Origin of the sequence: Enterobacter sp. Bisph1 (assembly GCF_000814905.1) — a bacterium.
In the GTDB taxonomy this organism is placed as follows: Bacteria; Pseudomonadota; Gammaproteobacteria; order Enterobacterales; family Enterobacteriaceae; genus Kosakonia.
Map to the genome: position 1 here is coordinate 87,878 of NZ_JXAG01000043.1, position 15,101 is coordinate 102,978.

Below are 15,101 nucleotides of genomic sequence, written 5' to 3' on the forward strand. Positions count from 1 at the left end.
CTCTTTACCTCTTACGCCAGACGCGGGTTAACTTTTTCTGCATCGATGTTGAATTTGGTGATCGCATCCGCCACCACTTTCTTGTCGATTTCGCCACGTTTAGCCAGTTCGCCCAGAGCAGCAACCACAACATAAGAAGCATCAACTTCGAAGTGGTGGCGCAGGTTTTCACGGCTGTCGGAGCGACCGAAGCCATCGGTACCCAGTACGCGGTAATCATCAGCCGGTACATAAGTACGAACCTGCTCAGCGAACAGTTTCATATAGTCAGTGGAAGCCACCGCCGGTGCATCGTTCATCACCTGAGCGATGTACGGTACGCGCGGAGTTTCCAGCGGGTGCAGCATGTTCCAGCGCTCACAATCCTGGCCATCACGCGCCAGTTCGGTGAAGGAGGTTACGCTGTAAACGTCAGAGCCGACGCCGTAATCTTTCGCCAGGATCTGCGCTGCTTCACGTACGTGACGCAGGATAGAACCGGAGCCCAGCAGCTGAACTTTACCTTTGCTACCGGCAACGGTTTCGAGTTTGTAGATACCTTTACGGATACCTTCCTCAGCACCTTCCGGCATCGCCGGCATGTGGTAGTTTTCGTTCAGCGTGGTGATGTAGTAGTAAACGTTCTCTTGCGCTTCACCGTACATGCGCTGCAGACCGTCATGCATGATCACAGCCACTTCGTACGCGTAAGACGGGTCGTAAGAGATACAGTTCGGGATAGTCAGAGACTGAATATGGCTGTGGCCATCTTCATGCTGCAGACCTTCACCGTTCAGGGTAGTACGACCGGAGGTACCGCCGACCAGGAAGCCGCGAGCCTGCTGATCGCCTGCCTGCCAGCACAGGTCACCGATACGCTGGAACCCGAACATGGAATAGTAAATATAGAACGGGATCATCGGCAGGTTGTTGGTGCTGTAAGAGGTCGCAGCAGCCAGCCAGGATGCGCCTGCGCCCAGCTCGTTAATACCTTCCTGCAGGATCTGACCTTTCTCGTCTTCTTTGTAGTATGCAACCTGCTCACGGTCCTGCGGGGTGTACTGCTGACCGTTAGGGCTGTAGATACCAATCTGACGGAACAGACCTTCCATACCAAAGGTACGCGCTTCGTCGGCGATGATCGGAACCAGTCTGTCTTTGATGGACTTGTTCTTCAGCATCACGTTCAGGGCACGGACGAAAGCGATGGTGGTGGAGATCTCTTTGTTCTGCTCTTCCAGCAGCTGAGAGAAGTCGGAAAGCTGCGGCAGCTCCAGTTTTTCCGTGAATTTCGGCTGACGCGACGGCAGGTAGCCTTTCAGCGCCTGGCGACGTTCGTGCAGGTATTTGTGCTCTTCAGAACCTTCGTCGAAGGTGATGTAAGAGAGTTTTTCAACCTGCTCGTCGGTGACAGGAACATTGAAACGGTCGCGGATATAACGCACGCCGTCCATGTTCATTTTCTTCACCTGGTGCGCAATGTTTTTACCTTCGGCGGTGTCGCCCATGCCGTAACCTTTAACGGTATGCGCCAGGATAACGGTAGCTTTGCCTTTGGTATCACGCGCTTTTTTCAGTGCAGCGTAAATTTTCTTCGGATCGTGACCGCCACGGTTCAGGGCCCAGATCTGCTCATCAGTCCAGTCTGCAACCAGCGCGGCGGTTTCCGGGTATTTACCAAAGAAGTGTTCGCGAACGTACGCGCCATCTTTGGATTTAAAGGTCTGATAGTCGCCGTCAACGGTTTCGTTCATCAGCTGGATCAATTTACCGCTGGTATCTTTACGCAGCAGCTCGTCCCAACGAGAACCCCACATCACCTTGATAACGTTCCAGCCAGCACCGCTGAAGATGCCTTCCAGTTCGTTGATGATTTTGCCGTTACCGGTGACCGGGCCATCCAGGCGCTGCAGGTTACAGTTGATGATGAAGCAGAGGTTATCCAGTTTCTCACGGGTAGCGATAGTGATCGCACCTTTGGATTCTGGCTCATCCATTTCACCGTCGCCGAGGAACGCGTAAACGGTCTGTTCAGAGGTATCTTTCAGGCCACGGTGTTCCAGATATTTGAGGAATTTCGCCTGATAAATCGCACCGATCGGACCCAGACCCATTGATACGGTCGGGAACTGCCAGAATTCCGGCATCAGTTTCGGGTGCGGGTAAGAAGAGAGACCTTTACCGTGAACTTCCTGACGGAAGTTGTTCATCTGCTCTTCGGTCAGACGGCCTTCAACAAATGCACGTGCGTAGATGCCCGGAGAGATGTGGCCCTGGAAGTAGACCAGGTCGCCGCCGTCTTTCTCATTGCGTGCACGGAAGAAGTGGTTGAAGCAAACTTCGTAAATGGTCGCGGAAGACTGGAAGGAAGCCATATGGCCGCCCAGCTCGAGGTCTTTTTTGGACGCACGCAGCACCGTCATGATGGCGTTCCAGCGGATAGCTGAACGAATGCGGCGTTCCAGTTCCAGATTGCCCGGGTATTCCGGCTCATCTTCAACGGCAATAGTGTTTACATAGTTGCTCGCCCCTGTGCCAGCTGCCACTTTCACACCGCCTTTGCGGGCTTCAGAAAGGAGCTGGTCAATCAGATACTGAGCGCGCTCAACACCTTCTTCACGGATGACCGATTCGATCGCCTGTAGCCAGTCGCGAGTTTCGATCGGATCCACGTCATTTTGGAAACGTTCTGACATGGGGGGTATTCCTTATCTATCTAATTCGTTGATTTGTCTGGAACCTGTCCCATTGCATTTTCATGCTCATGCTTTCCATAGCCACCACAAAAGTGCAATAAGACAGGTTCTGCGTTTAGTTGCCGCGCTCTAAAGTTTGGCGCTGGTGTTACCACTCTTCCGGTGCAAAATGCCCCAGAAAATTCTAATTCTTTCTCTGCTCCAGCCGTCGCAGCGAGCGTTCACGACGGCTCTGCTCACGACTTCTGTCCAGCAAAATCTCTTCAATAAACGCCAGATGGCGGTGCGATGCTTCACGCGCCTCTTCCGGCTTGCCGGCCATGATGGCGGCAAAAATGCTTGAACGATGGTTGCTGACCTGCGGCAGCATTTCGCGGCGCGCGTAGAGCAATTCAAAGTTCTGACGAACGTTTTGCGCCAGCATCGGCTCCATGCAGCGTAGCAGATGAAGCAGCACAACATTGTGTGCAGCCTCGGTGACAGCAATTTGATACTGCACCACCGCACTGGACTCTGCGTCCAAATCCCCCGACTCCTGCGCCAGCTCAATGGCATGATGCAGCTCGCTTATCCGCGTTTTGTCTTCATCTGTACTGCGCAGCGCCGCGTAATATGCAGCGATCCCTTCCAGCGCGTGGCGGGTCTCAAGCAGGTCAAATTGGGATTCGGGATGATCGGTAAGAAGCTCAACCAGCGGATCGCTGAAGCTTTGCCACAAGCTGCTCTGGACAAACGTTCCGCCACCCTGGCGACGAAGGAGCAGGCCTTTCGCTTCGAGACGCTGAATGGCCTCGCGCAGGGAAGGACGAGAAACATCGAACTGTTTGGCCAGTTCGCGTTCTGGAGGCAGTTTTTCACCGGGGCGCAATGTCCCCTCGAGAATCAAAAACTCCAGTTGCTGCTCAATCACATCGGAAAGTTTTGGTTGGCGGATTTTGCTGTAGGCCATGATTCCCTGTCTCTGCCATTCGCCCAAAGTCAATTGGTCTTACCAATTGCATGTTCTTGACGGTAAAGTAACAAAGTATTCACCTTCTGTCCATACAGGTTTTGATTGAAATCAGGAAACCAGGCACATTTTAACAATGATACAGAAATGACGTTTCAAAAATGTAACCTTGCACAAATGCCTCATTTACTCCAAAAGAGGCACATTTAACGTTAATGAAACGTCAGCCAAATCATTTGAACCGATTCAGTCGCACAAAAAATGAATATTTATTCATAAATTTAGGTTAAATAAGCTAAAAATAAGAAGTGAAGAGGTAGAAGGGTTAGTGACAACTGGTCTCTTTTTCACCATGTCGTCACAGGAGGTTCATAAAGCAGATGCATTCCCTGCCGCTTACCACTATTCTGAGTCGTACGAAAGAGAACGATGAAAATTCATATTATCTTTTCGTAAACTAATAAATACAAAAAATGGAATTTAATATTTACACGCATTTGAAAGCGTACACATAACAACCACACACGAGGTTTCATAATGGAAGGTCAACAGCACGGCGATCAGCTAAAGCGCGGCCTGAAGAACCGCCATATTCAGCTTATCGCGCTGGGTGGCGCTATTGGGACTGGGCTGTTTCTGGGCAGCGCATCGGTCATTCAATCCGCCGGCCCCGGCATTATTCTCGGCTATGCCATTGCCGGTTTTATCGCTTTTCTGATCATGCGCCAGCTTGGCGAAATGGTCGTTGAAGAGCCGGTAGCAGGTTCGTTTAGCCACTTCGCCTATAAATACTGGGGCAGCTTCGCAGGCTTCGCTTCCGGCTGGAACTACTGGGTGCTGTATGTGCTGGTGGCGATGGCGGAGCTCACCGCCGTTGGCAAATATGTGCAATTCTGGTGGCCGGAGATCCCCACCTGGGTCTCCGCTGCCGTCTTCTTTGTGATTATCAACGCCATCAACCTGACCAATGTAAAAGTGTTTGGTGAGATGGAGTTCTGGTTTTCCATTATTAAGGTTTTCGCCGTTGTGGCGATGATCGTCTTTGGCGGCTGGCTGCTGTTCAGCGACAGCGCAGGTCCGCAGGCCACCGTACGTAACCTCTGGGACCAGGGCGGCTTCTTGCCGCACGGCTTCGGTGGGCTGGTGATGATGATGGCGATTATCATGTTCTCCTTTGGTGGGCTGGAGCTGGTGGGGATCACCGCCGCAGAAGCCGACAATCCAGAGCAAAGCATTCCGAAAGCGACCAACCAGGTTATCTACCGCATCCTGATTTTCTATATTGGTTCGCTGGCCGTGCTGCTCTCCCTGATGCCGTGGACGCGGGTGACCGCCGATACCAGCCCGTTTGTCCTGATCTTCCACGAACTGGGCGACTCGTTTGTGGCGAATGCGTTAAACGTTGTGGTGTTGACGGCAGCGCTCTCTGTCTATAACAGCTGCGTCTATTGCAACAGCCGCATGCTGTTTGGCCTGGCGAAACAGGGCAACGCGCCGAAAATTCTGCAACAGGTCGATAAACGCGGCGTGCCGGTGAATACGATTATTACCTCTGCACTGTTCACTGCGCTGTGCGTACTGATTAACTACCTGGCACCGGAATCTGCGTTTGGTCTGCTGATGGCGCTGGTGGTTTCCGCGCTGGTGATCAACTGGGCGATGATAAGCCTGGCGCATATGCGTTTTCGCCGTGCTAAGCAGCAGCAAGGCGTTAAGCCGCGTTTCCCGGCGCTGTTTTACCCGCTGGGTAACTGGATCTGCCTGATCTTTATGGCCGCCGTGCTGGTCATTATGTTGATGACTGACGGTATGGCGATTTCGGTCTACCTGATCCCGGTATGGATCGCCATCCTCGGCGTCGGCTACCTGTTAAAGCAGAAAAACGCCCGCGCGGTGAAAGCCAATTAATCCCTACTTTTTTTGCCCTCTTCCATCGTGAAGAGGGCTGTTTCCTACCTGTTACCTTCCTCACACTTTTCCTGTCACAGCCATTTTGTCCATCACTGCGGCCTGATGATGCTACGCAAAGTAAAACTTCCAGGCGAATAATTCATTGCATATCTCACAGGGAGCACTGGCAATGGACAACACTAAACTGTCTGTTAAAGAAAAGATTGGCTACGGCATGGGCGACGCCGGATGTAATATTATATTTGGCGCTATCATGCTGTTTGTTAACTACTTTTATACCGATATCTTCGGTCTTGCCCCTGCTTTAGTTGGGGTACTGCTGCTGTCAATTCGCGTTATTGACGCGGTAACCGACCCGCTAATGGGGGCGCTAGCCGATCGCACGCAAAGCAAATATGGGCGTTTTCGCCCCTGGCTGCTGTGGATAGCCCTGCCGTACGCCGTGTTCAGCGTGCTGATGTTTACCACGCCGGAATGGACCTATAACAGCAAGGTTATCTATGCCTTTATCACCTATTTCCTCCTCTCGCTGACCTACACGGCGATTAACATTCCTTACTGCTCCCTCGGTGGCGTTATCACTAACGATCCGAAAGAGCGGGTCGCCTGCCAGTCGTACCGCTTTGTAATGGTGGGGATAGCAACGCTGCTGCTGTCGCTTACCCTGTTGCCGATGGCCGAGTGGTTCGGCGGCGCTGATAAAGCGAAAGGCTATCAGATGGCGATGATGGTGCTGGCATTTATTGGCATGTGCATGTTCTTGTTCTGCTTCGCCACCGTGCGTGAGCGTGTCCGCCCTGCGGTGCCGACCCACGATGACATGAAGAAAGACCTGAAAGACGTGTGGAAAAACGACCAGTGGGTGCGCATCCTGCTGCTGACCCTGTGCAACGTTTGCCCCGGTTTTATCCGCATGGCGGCAACCATGTATTACGTCACCTGGGTAATGGGGCAAAGCACTCATTTCGCCACGATGTTTATCAGCCTTGGCGTCGTGGGCATGATGATCGGCAGTATGCTGGCGAAAGTGTTGACCGACCGCTGGTGCAAGCTGAAGGTTTTCTTCTGGACCAATATCGCGCTGGCTATTTTCTCCTGTGCTTTCTACTTCTTCGATCCGCACGCCACGGTGCTGATTGCCGTGCTCTACTTCCTGCTCAACATCCTGCATCAGATCCCTTCCCCGCTGCACTGGTCGCTGATGGCGGACGTTGATGATTACGGCGAATGGAAAACCGGCAAACGTATTACCGGCATCAGTTTCTCCGGTAACCTGTTCTTCCTGAAAGTAGGTCTGGCGGTCGCCGGTGCGATGGTCGGTTTCCTGCTCTCCTGGTATGGTTACGAAGCCGGGGCTAAAGAGCAGAGCGCCTCCGCCATTAACGGGATTATGCTGCTGTTTACGATTATTCCGGGCGTAGGCTATCTGATTACCGCAGGCGTCGTACGCTTGCTGAAAGTCGACCGTGAACTGATGAAACAGATTCAGGCGGATTTGGAAAAACGCCGCGTCAATTACCATGAGCTGAGCGAACGCAAGACGGTACCGGCAGGCGATAACGTAAGGAATGCATAATGAGTAACTGGCCGAATCCCTTTATTGAGCAGCGCGCCGATCCGTTTATTCTGCGCCATGAAAACCACTACTACTTCGTGGCCTCGGTGCCCGAGTACGATCGCCTGGAGATCCGCCGCGCAGCAACGCTCGACGGATTACGCAGCGCCGAAGGCGTGGTGGTCTGGCGCAAGCCGCAAAGCGGGCCAATGAGCGAACTGATTTGGGCACCGGAACTGCATCATATTGATGGCAAATGGTATCTCTACTTTGCCGCTACATGGACCAAAGCGCTGGATGCGCTCAATATGTTCCAGCACCGCATGTTCGTGCTGGAGTGTAGTGATGCCGATCCCCTCACCGGCCGCTGGGTAGAAAAAGGCCAGGTGAAAACGCCGTTCGACACCTTTGCTCTGGACGCAACGACCTTTGAGCATCAGGGCAAGCGCTGGTATTTGTGGGCGCAAAAAGCGCCGGATATTGCCGGTAACTCCAATCTTTATCTGGCAGAAATGGAAAATCCCTGGACGCTGAAAGGCGAGCCGGTGATGTTAAGCAAACCGGAGTTTGACTGGGAGTGCCGCGGTTTTCTGGTCAACGAAGGACCGGCGGTGCTGTTCCACGACGATAAACTTTTCATCAGCTATTCAGCCAGCGCCACCGACGAAAACTACTGTATGGGTCTGCTGTGGATCGATATCGCGGCCAACCCGCAGGATCCGGCAAACTGGCATAAATCGCCGCAGCCGGTATTCAAAACCAGCTACGAAAACCGCCAGTACGGGCCGGGGCACAATAGCTTTACGCAAACGCCGGAAGGGGAAGATGTTCTGGTGTATCACGCCAGAAATTACACCGAAATCGAAGGCGATCCGCTCTACGATCCCAATCGTCATACCCGCCTGAAAACCATTCGCTGGCAAGAAAACGGGATGCCTGACTTCGGCATCCCGGCGGCGGATAATCAATAAGATTGCGGCACGCGATTACATCAGCGTGCCGTAAATCGTTAACAATGCCACCACCACAACCAGCACCAACGAGGTTTTCTTCGCCATGGAGACGGCGGCTTTTGGCGTCTCCACTTTATCCGTATGCGGCTCACGCGCCAGCGAGAACTGCGCGAGGCGCGTCAGCACGTGGTACTGCGAGGTGTGACGGTCGGCAAGAGAAGCAAACCAGGCGGGCAGCGCTTTTTCACCGTGCCCCACCAGCGCATAAACAACGCCTGCCAGGCGTACCGGCACCCAGTCCAGCAGATGTAAAAGCGCATCAATGCCCGACTGCTGACGCTCGTTTGGCGTTTTATACCGCGCCAGCCAATACTGCCATGCGCGAAGGAACGCATACCCCACCAGCAACACCGGCCCCCACGCGCCGCCAACAATAAACCAGAACAGCGGCGCGAGATAAAAGCGGAAGTTAATCCACAGCAGGGCGTTTTGCAGCTCGCGCAGAAATTCCCGCTCGTCGCAACCCGGCGGCACACCGTGGATTAACGTCAGCTCGTTAGCCATCGCCGTATGGGCATGGGCATCGTTACGCGACGCGGCTTTCAGATAGGCGTGATAATGCAGACGGACTTTCCCGGCACCAATGCACAATACCCCGAGCAGGATCCACACTATCAACAGCGGTACATTAAAAAAGAGCCCGTGCACCGCGCGCAAGAACAGGAAGGTAATGAGCATCGCCAGCGCGGCCATTAGCACGGTTCTGAACATCGAGTAATGTTTTACACGCCGGAACAGCACCTCCAGCCGATGGTCCAGTTGCCAGTGCTCTCCCAGTTTAAACAGCCGTTCCGCTGCTAATACCAACAGCAGGGTGAATAATGTCATGGCATCTCCTTTTCTGACATACCGGCCACCAGCGCGCGAAATCTCGCCCAGTCAAAGGCGGGTCCGGGATCGGTCTTCCGTTCGGGGGCGATATCACTGTGTCCGGTCATATTGTCAACAATCGACGGGTAAAGCTCAATCACCGTTGTTGCGATCGCCGCCAGTTGACGATATTGCGCATCGGTATAGGGCAGATGATCGGTACCTTCCAGTTCAATACCAATCGAAAAATCATTACAGCGCTCACGTCCCTGCCAGCACGATACACCCGCATGCCAGGCGCGTTTATCGAAAGGCACATATTGCACAATTTCACCGTCGCGACGAATCAGGCAGTGTGCGGAAACACGCAGATGAACAATCTCAGCGAAGAAGGGATCGGCGCTGGCATCCAGCGTGCCGGTGAACAGCGCGTCTATCCATGGACCGCCAAATTGTCCTGGCGGTAAGCTGATATTATGCACCACCAGTAATGAAGGCTGTTCATCGTCCGGGCGGCAGTCAAAATGGGGAGACGGTACGTGCCGCGCCTCGACCAGCCAGCCCTTGCGTAACTGCATAAGGAACTCCTTATAGAGGATGGTGCTGAAACACGCTTCAGGGTAGCATGTTTAGACTGTGTCCCGGAATGGCGTTGCCTGCAGGACATAACCTAACATTGTGATTCGTTACCCTTTTTGGAGTCTATCATGCCGCCTCGCCGCTATAACCCCAACCTCCGACGTGACGCGCTTATGGAACGCATCGAACGGGATATCCCTGCCGCAGTGGCCCAGGCCCTGCGTGAAGATCTGGGCGGAGAAGTGAATGTCGATAATGACATTACCGCGCAATTGTTACCGGCAGAAAACCGCTCCCATGCGGTGATCATTACCCGTGAAGCGGGCATCTTCTGCGGAAAACGTTGGGTTGAAGAGGTTTTTCTTCAGCTGGCGGGCGATGATGTCACGATGACCTGGCATGTGGCCGATGGCGATGCGATTACGGCCGATCAGCCCTTATTCGAGCTTGATGGCCCTTCTCGCGTGCTGCTGACCGGGGAGCGCACCGCCCTCAATTTTGTGCAGACCCTCTCCGGCGTCGCCAGCGAAGTGCATCGCTACGTTGAGCTGCTCAACGGCACGCAAACGCAACTGCTGGATACGCGCAAAACGCTGCCGGGATTGCGGACCGCGCTTAAATACGCGGTACTGTGCGGCGGCGGTGCCAACCACCGGCTGGGGCTTTCCGACGCGTTTTTGATTAAAGAGAACCATATTATCGCCGCCGGCTCCGTACGCCAGGCGGTGGAAAAAGCGTTTTGGATGCATCCGGATGTGCCCGTTGAAGTCGAAGTGGAGACGCTGGAAGAGCTCGACGATGCGCTGAAAGCCGGGGCGGATATTATCATGCTGGATAACTTCACCACCGAGCAAATGCGCCAGGCCGTGAAGCGAAACCAGGGCCAGGCGCGGCTGGAAGTGTCCGGTAACGTCACCCAGCAAACCCTGCGTGAATTTGCCGAAACCGGTGTCGATTATATCTCCGTCGGCGCGCTCACCAAGCATGTTCGCGCTCTCGACCTTTCGATGCGCTTTCGTTGAATCGTATGTTGAACGGGCCGCTGGCCCGTTTTTTGTGTGACTTCTCGCATTGTTTTTGTTCTGCGCTGCAATACCTTCACTAATACTGGAAAGCGCTATCCCGCTTCACTTTTTCCTCCTCGCCAGGCGTTACCCGTGCTGACAAAGTGATGGCTCAAACAAGGAGCCGTCGATGAACAGACAACAAGGATTCACCTTAATTGAGCTGATGGTGGTGATTGGCATTATTGCCATCCTGAGCGCTATCGGTATTCCCGCCTATCAAAACTACCTGCGCAAAGCCGCCCTGACGGACATGCTGCAAGCGTATGTGCCCTATCGCACCGCGGTTGAACTCTGCGCGCTGGAGCGCGGCGGCACGGGCAATTGCGACGCCAGCAGCAACGGTATTCCTGCGCCGACCACCACCCGTTATGTTTCAGCCATCAGCGTTGAACGAGGCATCGTTACGCTAACCGGGCAAGAGAGTTTGAACGGGCTTAGCGTAGTCATGACGCCGCAGTGGAGTAACGCAGACGGCATGCTGGGCTGGACGCGAGCCTGCAATACGCAAGCAGACAGCGCCTTGCAGCAGGCCTGTGAAGATGTTTTTCGTACCGGACGCTAAGGAGCAGCAATGAAAGAGGATAAACTGCTGGCGCTCTGCCAGCGCCACAATGCGGTGATACTCAACAGCGAAGAGGATCTTCTTACCCTCGCGGTGGTGGAAAGCCCCAGCACGGAGTTAATGGAATCTCTGCAGTTTTCCCTGCAAAAGCGTATCGATATCCGTTGCTGGACGCCGGAGCAGATGGATAAGCATCATCAGCGAAATGCACAGGCAGCGATGCCGACCGTGGCCGAGTCAAAAGAAGATACCGGCTCAGCGGTAGAGATCTTAAACCACACGCTACAACAAGCGCTGATACTGCGCGCCTCCGATATCCATTTTGAACCGGGTGAAAACGACTATGCCATTCGCTTACGTGTCGACGGCGTACTGCATGCACTGTCACCGCTACCCGGTACGCTAAGCAGCACCCTTACGGCACGGTTAAAAGTGTTGGGTAATCTTGATATCGCCGAACGGCGCATCCCGCAGGATGGGCAGTTTAGCGTTGAGTTGTCCGGGCAGTCCGTTTCGTTTCGTATTGCCACCTTGCCCTGCCGCCACGGTGAAAAAGTGGTGTTACGGCTTTTGCACCAGGTGAATCAGGCGCTGGAAATCGCGGCGCTCGGTATGACCGACGCGCAGGTCGCGCTGTTTGACAGAGCGCTGGCGCAGCCGCAAGGATTGATTCTGGTCACCGGGCCAACGGGCAGCGGTAAAACCGTGACCCTGTATAGCGCACTGCAGGCGCGCAACAAGCCAGAAGTGAATATTTGTAGCGTCGAAGATCCGGTAGAGATCCCGTTGAGCGGGCTGATTCAGACGCAGATCAACCCCCGTGCCGGGCTGACCTTTCAGAGCGTGCTCCGTGCCTTACTGCGCCAGGATCCGGACATTATTATGGTCGGCGAAATTCGCGACGGCGAAACGGCAGAAATAGCCATTAAGGCCGCGCAAACCGGCCATCTGGTGCTGTCGACGCTGCACACTAACTCCACCAGCGAAGCGCTGATACGCATTCAACAAATGGGGGTGGCGCGCTGGATGATCTCCTCCGCGCTTTCGCTGGTGGTAGCGCAGCGGCTGGTGAGAAGATTGTGCCCACACTGCCGTAAGCTGGGGATTGAAAACAATACCTTGCCGGGTAATGTATGGCCGCGTCCGCTGCCTCGCTGGCGCGCCGAGGGGTGCGAGCAGTGCTACCACGGTTTTTACGGCCGGGTGGCATTATTTGAAGTGCTGGCCATCAGCCCGGAGGTTCGCCAGGCCATCGCCAGCGATCTCAGCGCCGATGAAATCGCCCGGCTGGCGCGCGAAGATGGAATGACCACCTTATTTCAGCACGGCTGCCTCGCCGTGGAGCAAGGGCTCACCACGCTGGAAGAACTGGTACGCATATTGGGTTTCCCGGGTGGCAAGTAAACAACTCTGGCACTGGTCCGGGCTGACAAGGAGCGGTGAGCTGCAAAGCGGCCTCTACTGGAGCGAAAACCGCACCGCTACCGTTTTGCTGTTATACCAGCAGCATATTCATCCGCTCTCGCTAAAGCGTTGCCCAATTCGACGCGCGTTGTGGAAAGCAGAATATAGCAGCCCGTTGTTGCATCAGCTGGCGACCCTGCTGCGAGCCGGTCTAACCTTACCGGAGGGGCTGGAGCTACTGGCAGAACAACATGAGGCAAGGCAGTGGCGCGCGCTGCTACATCACCTGGCGCAGGCGCTGGAACAGGGTGAAACCTTCTGTGACGCCCTGCGCCAGTGGCCGGAGGTATTTCCGCCGCTCTGGCTGGCGATGATTCGCACCGGAGAGTTAACCGGCAAGCTGGAAGAGTGCTGTTTTAAACTTGCTGAGCAGCAAAAAGCTGAACGAGAGCTGGCGCAGAAGGTGAAAAAGGCGCTGCGCTATCCGTCAATCATCCTGGCGCTGACGGCGGCGGTAGTCGTGGCGATGATCTACCTTGTATTACCGGAATTTACCGCTATTTATCAGACCTTCAACACGCCGCTGCCCGGCTTAACGCGGGGAGTCATAGCCAGCGCCGACATTATGCAGCGTGCGGCGCTACCGCTGGCAATAGCTGCGATCATCGCCGGTGGGGCTCTGCATATGCTGCGCAATCATGCTGACTGGCAGCGCTATAAACAACGCTGGATACTGGTAAGCCCGATCATAGGCCCTCTGGTGCGCGGTCAGCGGCTCAGCCAAATATTTACCGTGCTGGCATTGACCCAGCGTGCCGGCATCGCTTTTTTACAAGGGCTGGAGAGCGTGATAGAGACGCTCACCTGTCCTTACTGGCGGGCGGTATTGCAACGCGCGCACCGGCAAATCACCGAGGGGGAAGCCATTTCTGCGGCGTTAAAGGAGAGTGGCGAATTTCCACCGTTGTGTATTCAACTGATTCGCACAGGGGAAGTGTCGGGCGCGCTGGACAGTATGCTGGAAAATCTGGCACAGCATCATAGCGAGCAAACCCATCTTCTGGCCGATAGCCTGGCCGCCGTGCTGGAACCGCTATTACTGGTGATCACCGGGCTGGTGATTGGTGTGCTGGTGGTGGCGATGTATCTACCCATTTTTCATCTGGGAGATGCCATGGGCGCAGGAGGATAACGCAGGCGCAGCGCGGTGCGCCTGCAAAGCGGTCAGAGGCTATTGAAAACGCGGTTTTCTTGTTCCTGAACGCGGATAAAGGTCGTACGTTTGGTCAGTTCTTTCAGGCGAGAAGCGCCGACATAGGTACAGGCCGAACGCAGACCGCCAAGAATATCGCGGGCGGTATTTTCCACCGGGCCGCGCAGCATCAGCTTGACGGTTTTTCCTTCCGCCGCGCGGTAACCCGCAACGCCGCCAACGTGGCGATTCATGGCGGATTCAGAACTCATGCCGTAGAAGAGCATAAATTTTTCACCGTTCTCTTCTACCACGGTGCCGCCGCTCTCTTCGTGACCCGCCAGCATACCGCCAAGCATGACGAAATCCGCGCCGCCGCCAAAGGCTTTCGCCACATCGCCGGGCACGGTACAGCCGCCATCACTGACAATCTGGCCGCCGAGGCCGTGAGCCGCATCGGCACACTCAATCACCGCAGAAAGCTGCGGGTAACCGACGCCGGTTTTAACGCGCGTGGTACAGACGGAACCCGGGCCAATGCCCACTTTCACGATGTCGGCACCGGACAGAATCAACTCTTCACACATTTCCCCGGTAACGACATTACCGGCGCAAATGGTTTTGTCCGGCCAGGCGGCACGCGCTTTGGCAACAAATTGCACAAAATGCTCGGAGTAACCGTTAGCAACATCGATGCAGACAAAATTGAGCGCCGGATGCAGGGCGAGGATCTGTTTGGTTTTTTCGAAATCGGCGTCGGACGTGCCGGTAGAGACCATCACATGGCGCAGCACCTCGTCGGACTCGCGCTGAACAAACGCGCCCCACTCTTCAACAGAGTAGTGTTTGTGTACCGCGGTAAGAATATCGAATGACGCCAGCGCTTTTGCCATCGCAAAAGTCCCTACCGTATCCATATTGGCCGCAATAACCGGCACGCCAGACCAGCTCATCCCGGAATGTTTAAAGGTGAAGGTGCGCTCCAGCTCAACATCGGAACGGCTTTTAAGAGTAGAACGTTTAGGGCGGATAAGAACGTCTTTAAAACCTAACTTCAGATCTTCTTCAATACGCATGTGTGCAAATTCCTGGGGTCAATGGCGAAATAACAAACTCACAACTCCAGTGACGCTATCATACGCGCTAATAAGGACCGCGCAAGACTGCGAATTTCTCTTTTTTTAAGCTACAATCCTATAAATTTACCTGGTGAACAGGTCAGTTTCGGTCAAATGTTTTCATTGTCGCTTGTTTTAATTGCAACCAATTGAAATAACTCATAATTAAATTTGCAGTTTTACGTTTTTCATCTCTCAGAAACGGGACGAAAAAGCGTTACGCAGGCCGAAAAACGACGCAATGTGAATAATGGCAGGCTACTTTA

The 15,101-nt window shown here is 54.3% G+C and carries 12 protein-coding genes; 7 read left to right on the plus strand and 5 right to left on the minus strand.

Features of this window, described 5'->3' with window-relative positions; translation table 11 throughout:
- Positions 1 to 11: 11 nt before the first annotated feature.
- Both aceE and pdhR read right to left on the minus strand, forming a co-directional pair.
- Complete coding sequence (gene aceE / locus RW65_RS14225; protein ID WP_039057426.1) at positions 12 to 2,675, minus strand: pyruvate dehydrogenase (acetyl-transferring), homodimeric type; 2,664 nt, start codon at positions 2,673 to 2,675, stop codon at positions 12 to 14.
- 184 nt (positions 2,676 to 2,859) lie between these two features.
- Positions 2,860 to 3,624: a pyruvate dehydrogenase complex transcriptional repressor PdhR gene (gene pdhR / locus RW65_RS14230; RefSeq protein WP_039057427.1), complete on the minus strand. Its 765-nt coding sequence runs from the start codon at positions 3,622 to 3,624 to the stop codon at positions 2,860 to 2,862.
- Between the two features lie 537 nt (positions 3,625 to 4,161).
- On the opposite strand from pdhR, the gene aroP reads away from it, so the two are divergent.
- The 3 genes from aroP to RW65_RS14245 all read left to right on the plus strand — a co-directional run bounded on the left by aroP (position 4,162) and on the right by RW65_RS14245 (position 8,061).
- Positions 4,162 to 5,532, plus strand: a complete 1,371-nt coding sequence (gene aroP, locus RW65_RS14235; RefSeq protein WP_039057428.1) for an aromatic amino acid transporter AroP — start codon at positions 4,162 to 4,164, stop codon at positions 5,530 to 5,532.
- A 172-nt stretch (positions 5,533 to 5,704) separates the two neighbouring features.
- Entirely contained in the window at positions 5,705 to 7,111 is a 1,407-nt protein-coding gene (locus tag RW65_RS14240; protein WP_039057429.1) for a glycoside-pentoside-hexuronide (GPH):cation symporter, read from the plus strand.
- Positions 7,111 to 8,061 (plus strand): glycoside hydrolase family 43 protein, encoded by a 951-nt coding sequence (locus tag RW65_RS14245; protein WP_039057430.1) that lies wholly within the window; start codon positions 7,111 to 7,113, stop codon positions 8,059 to 8,061. Before RW65_RS14240 ends, RW65_RS14245 begins: the two co-directional genes overlap by 1 nt.
- A 15-nt stretch (positions 8,062 to 8,076) precedes the next feature.
- On the opposite strand, the gene ampE is transcribed toward RW65_RS14245, so the two are convergent.
- Both ampE and ampD read right to left on the minus strand, forming a co-directional pair.
- Entirely contained in the window at positions 8,077 to 8,931 is an 855-nt protein-coding gene (gene ampE / locus RW65_RS14250) for a beta-lactamase regulator AmpE (RefSeq protein ID WP_039057431.1), read from the minus strand.
- Complete coding sequence (gene ampD / locus RW65_RS14255) at positions 8,928 to 9,491, minus strand: 1,6-anhydro-N-acetylmuramyl-L-alanine amidase AmpD (protein ID WP_039057432.1); 564 nt, start codon at positions 9,489 to 9,491, stop codon at positions 8,928 to 8,930. The genes ampE and ampD overlap by 4 nt, the downstream gene beginning before the upstream one ends.
- Positions 9,492 to 9,620: 129 nt before the next feature.
- On the opposite strand from ampD, the gene nadC reads away from it, so the two are divergent.
- The 4 genes from nadC (at position 9,621) to hofC (ending at position 13,717) form a co-directional block, all read left to right on the plus strand.
- On the plus strand, positions 9,621 to 10,514 hold the full coding sequence (gene nadC / locus RW65_RS14260; RefSeq protein WP_039057433.1) for a carboxylating nicotinate-nucleotide diphosphorylase: 894 nt from the start codon (positions 9,621 to 9,623) through the stop codon (positions 10,512 to 10,514).
- A gap of 172 nt (positions 10,515 to 10,686) precedes the next feature.
- On the plus strand, positions 10,687 to 11,121 hold the full coding sequence (ppdD, locus tag RW65_RS14265; protein WP_039057434.1) for a prepilin peptidase-dependent pilin: 435 nt from the start codon (positions 10,687 to 10,689) through the stop codon (positions 11,119 to 11,121).
- 9 nt (positions 11,122 to 11,130) lie between these two features.
- A complete protein-coding gene (gspE, locus tag RW65_RS14270) occupies positions 11,131 to 12,525 on the plus strand; it encodes a type II secretion system protein GspE (RefSeq protein ID WP_039057435.1) in 1,395 nt (464 codons plus the stop codon).
- Positions 12,515 to 13,717 (plus strand): protein transport protein HofC, encoded by a 1,203-nt coding sequence (hofC, locus tag RW65_RS14275; protein ID WP_039057436.1) that lies wholly within the window; start codon positions 12,515 to 12,517, stop codon positions 13,715 to 13,717. The genes gspE and hofC overlap by 11 nt, the downstream gene beginning before the upstream one ends.
- 32 nt (positions 13,718 to 13,749) lie before the next feature.
- Here the strand turns inward: hofC and RW65_RS14280 are convergent, their stop codons facing one another.
- On the minus strand, positions 13,750 to 14,793 hold the full coding sequence (locus RW65_RS14280) for a GMP reductase (protein WP_039057437.1): 1,044 nt from the start codon (positions 14,791 to 14,793) through the stop codon (positions 13,750 to 13,752).
- Positions 14,794 to 15,101: the final 308 nt, after the last annotated feature.

Coding starts and splice junctions, on each gene's coding strand:
- nadC (WP_039057433.1), top strand. CDS start 9,621: ATGCCGCCTCGCCGCTATAACCCCAACCTCCGACGTGACGCGCTTATG.
- RW65_RS14280 (WP_039057437.1), bottom strand. CDS start 14,793: ATGCGTATTGAAGAAGATCTGAAGTTAGGTTTTAAAGACGTTCTTATC.
- RW65_RS14240 (WP_039057429.1), top strand. CDS start 5,705: ATGGACAACACTAAACTGTCTGTTAAAGAAAAGATTGGCTACGGCATG.
- pdhR (WP_039057427.1), bottom strand. CDS start 3,624: ATGGCCTACAGCAAAATCCGCCAACCAAAACTTTCCGATGTGATTGAG.
- aroP (WP_039057428.1), top strand. CDS start 4,162: ATGGAAGGTCAACAGCACGGCGATCAGCTAAAGCGCGGCCTGAAGAAC.
- gspE (WP_039057435.1), top strand. CDS start 11,131: ATGAAAGAGGATAAACTGCTGGCGCTCTGCCAGCGCCACAATGCGGTG.
- aceE (WP_039057426.1), bottom strand. CDS start 2,675: ATGTCAGAACGTTTCCAAAATGACGTGGATCCGATCGAAACTCGCGAC.
- ppdD (WP_039057434.1), top strand. CDS start 10,687: ATGAACAGACAACAAGGATTCACCTTAATTGAGCTGATGGTGGTGATT.
- RW65_RS14245 (WP_039057430.1), top strand. CDS start 7,111: ATGAGTAACTGGCCGAATCCCTTTATTGAGCAGCGCGCCGATCCGTTT.
- ampD (WP_039057432.1), bottom strand. CDS start 9,491: ATGCAGTTACGCAAGGGCTGGCTGGTCGAGGCGCGGCACGTACCGTCT.
- ampE (WP_039057431.1), bottom strand. CDS start 8,931: ATGACATTATTCACCCTGCTGTTGGTATTAGCAGCGGAACGGCTGTTT.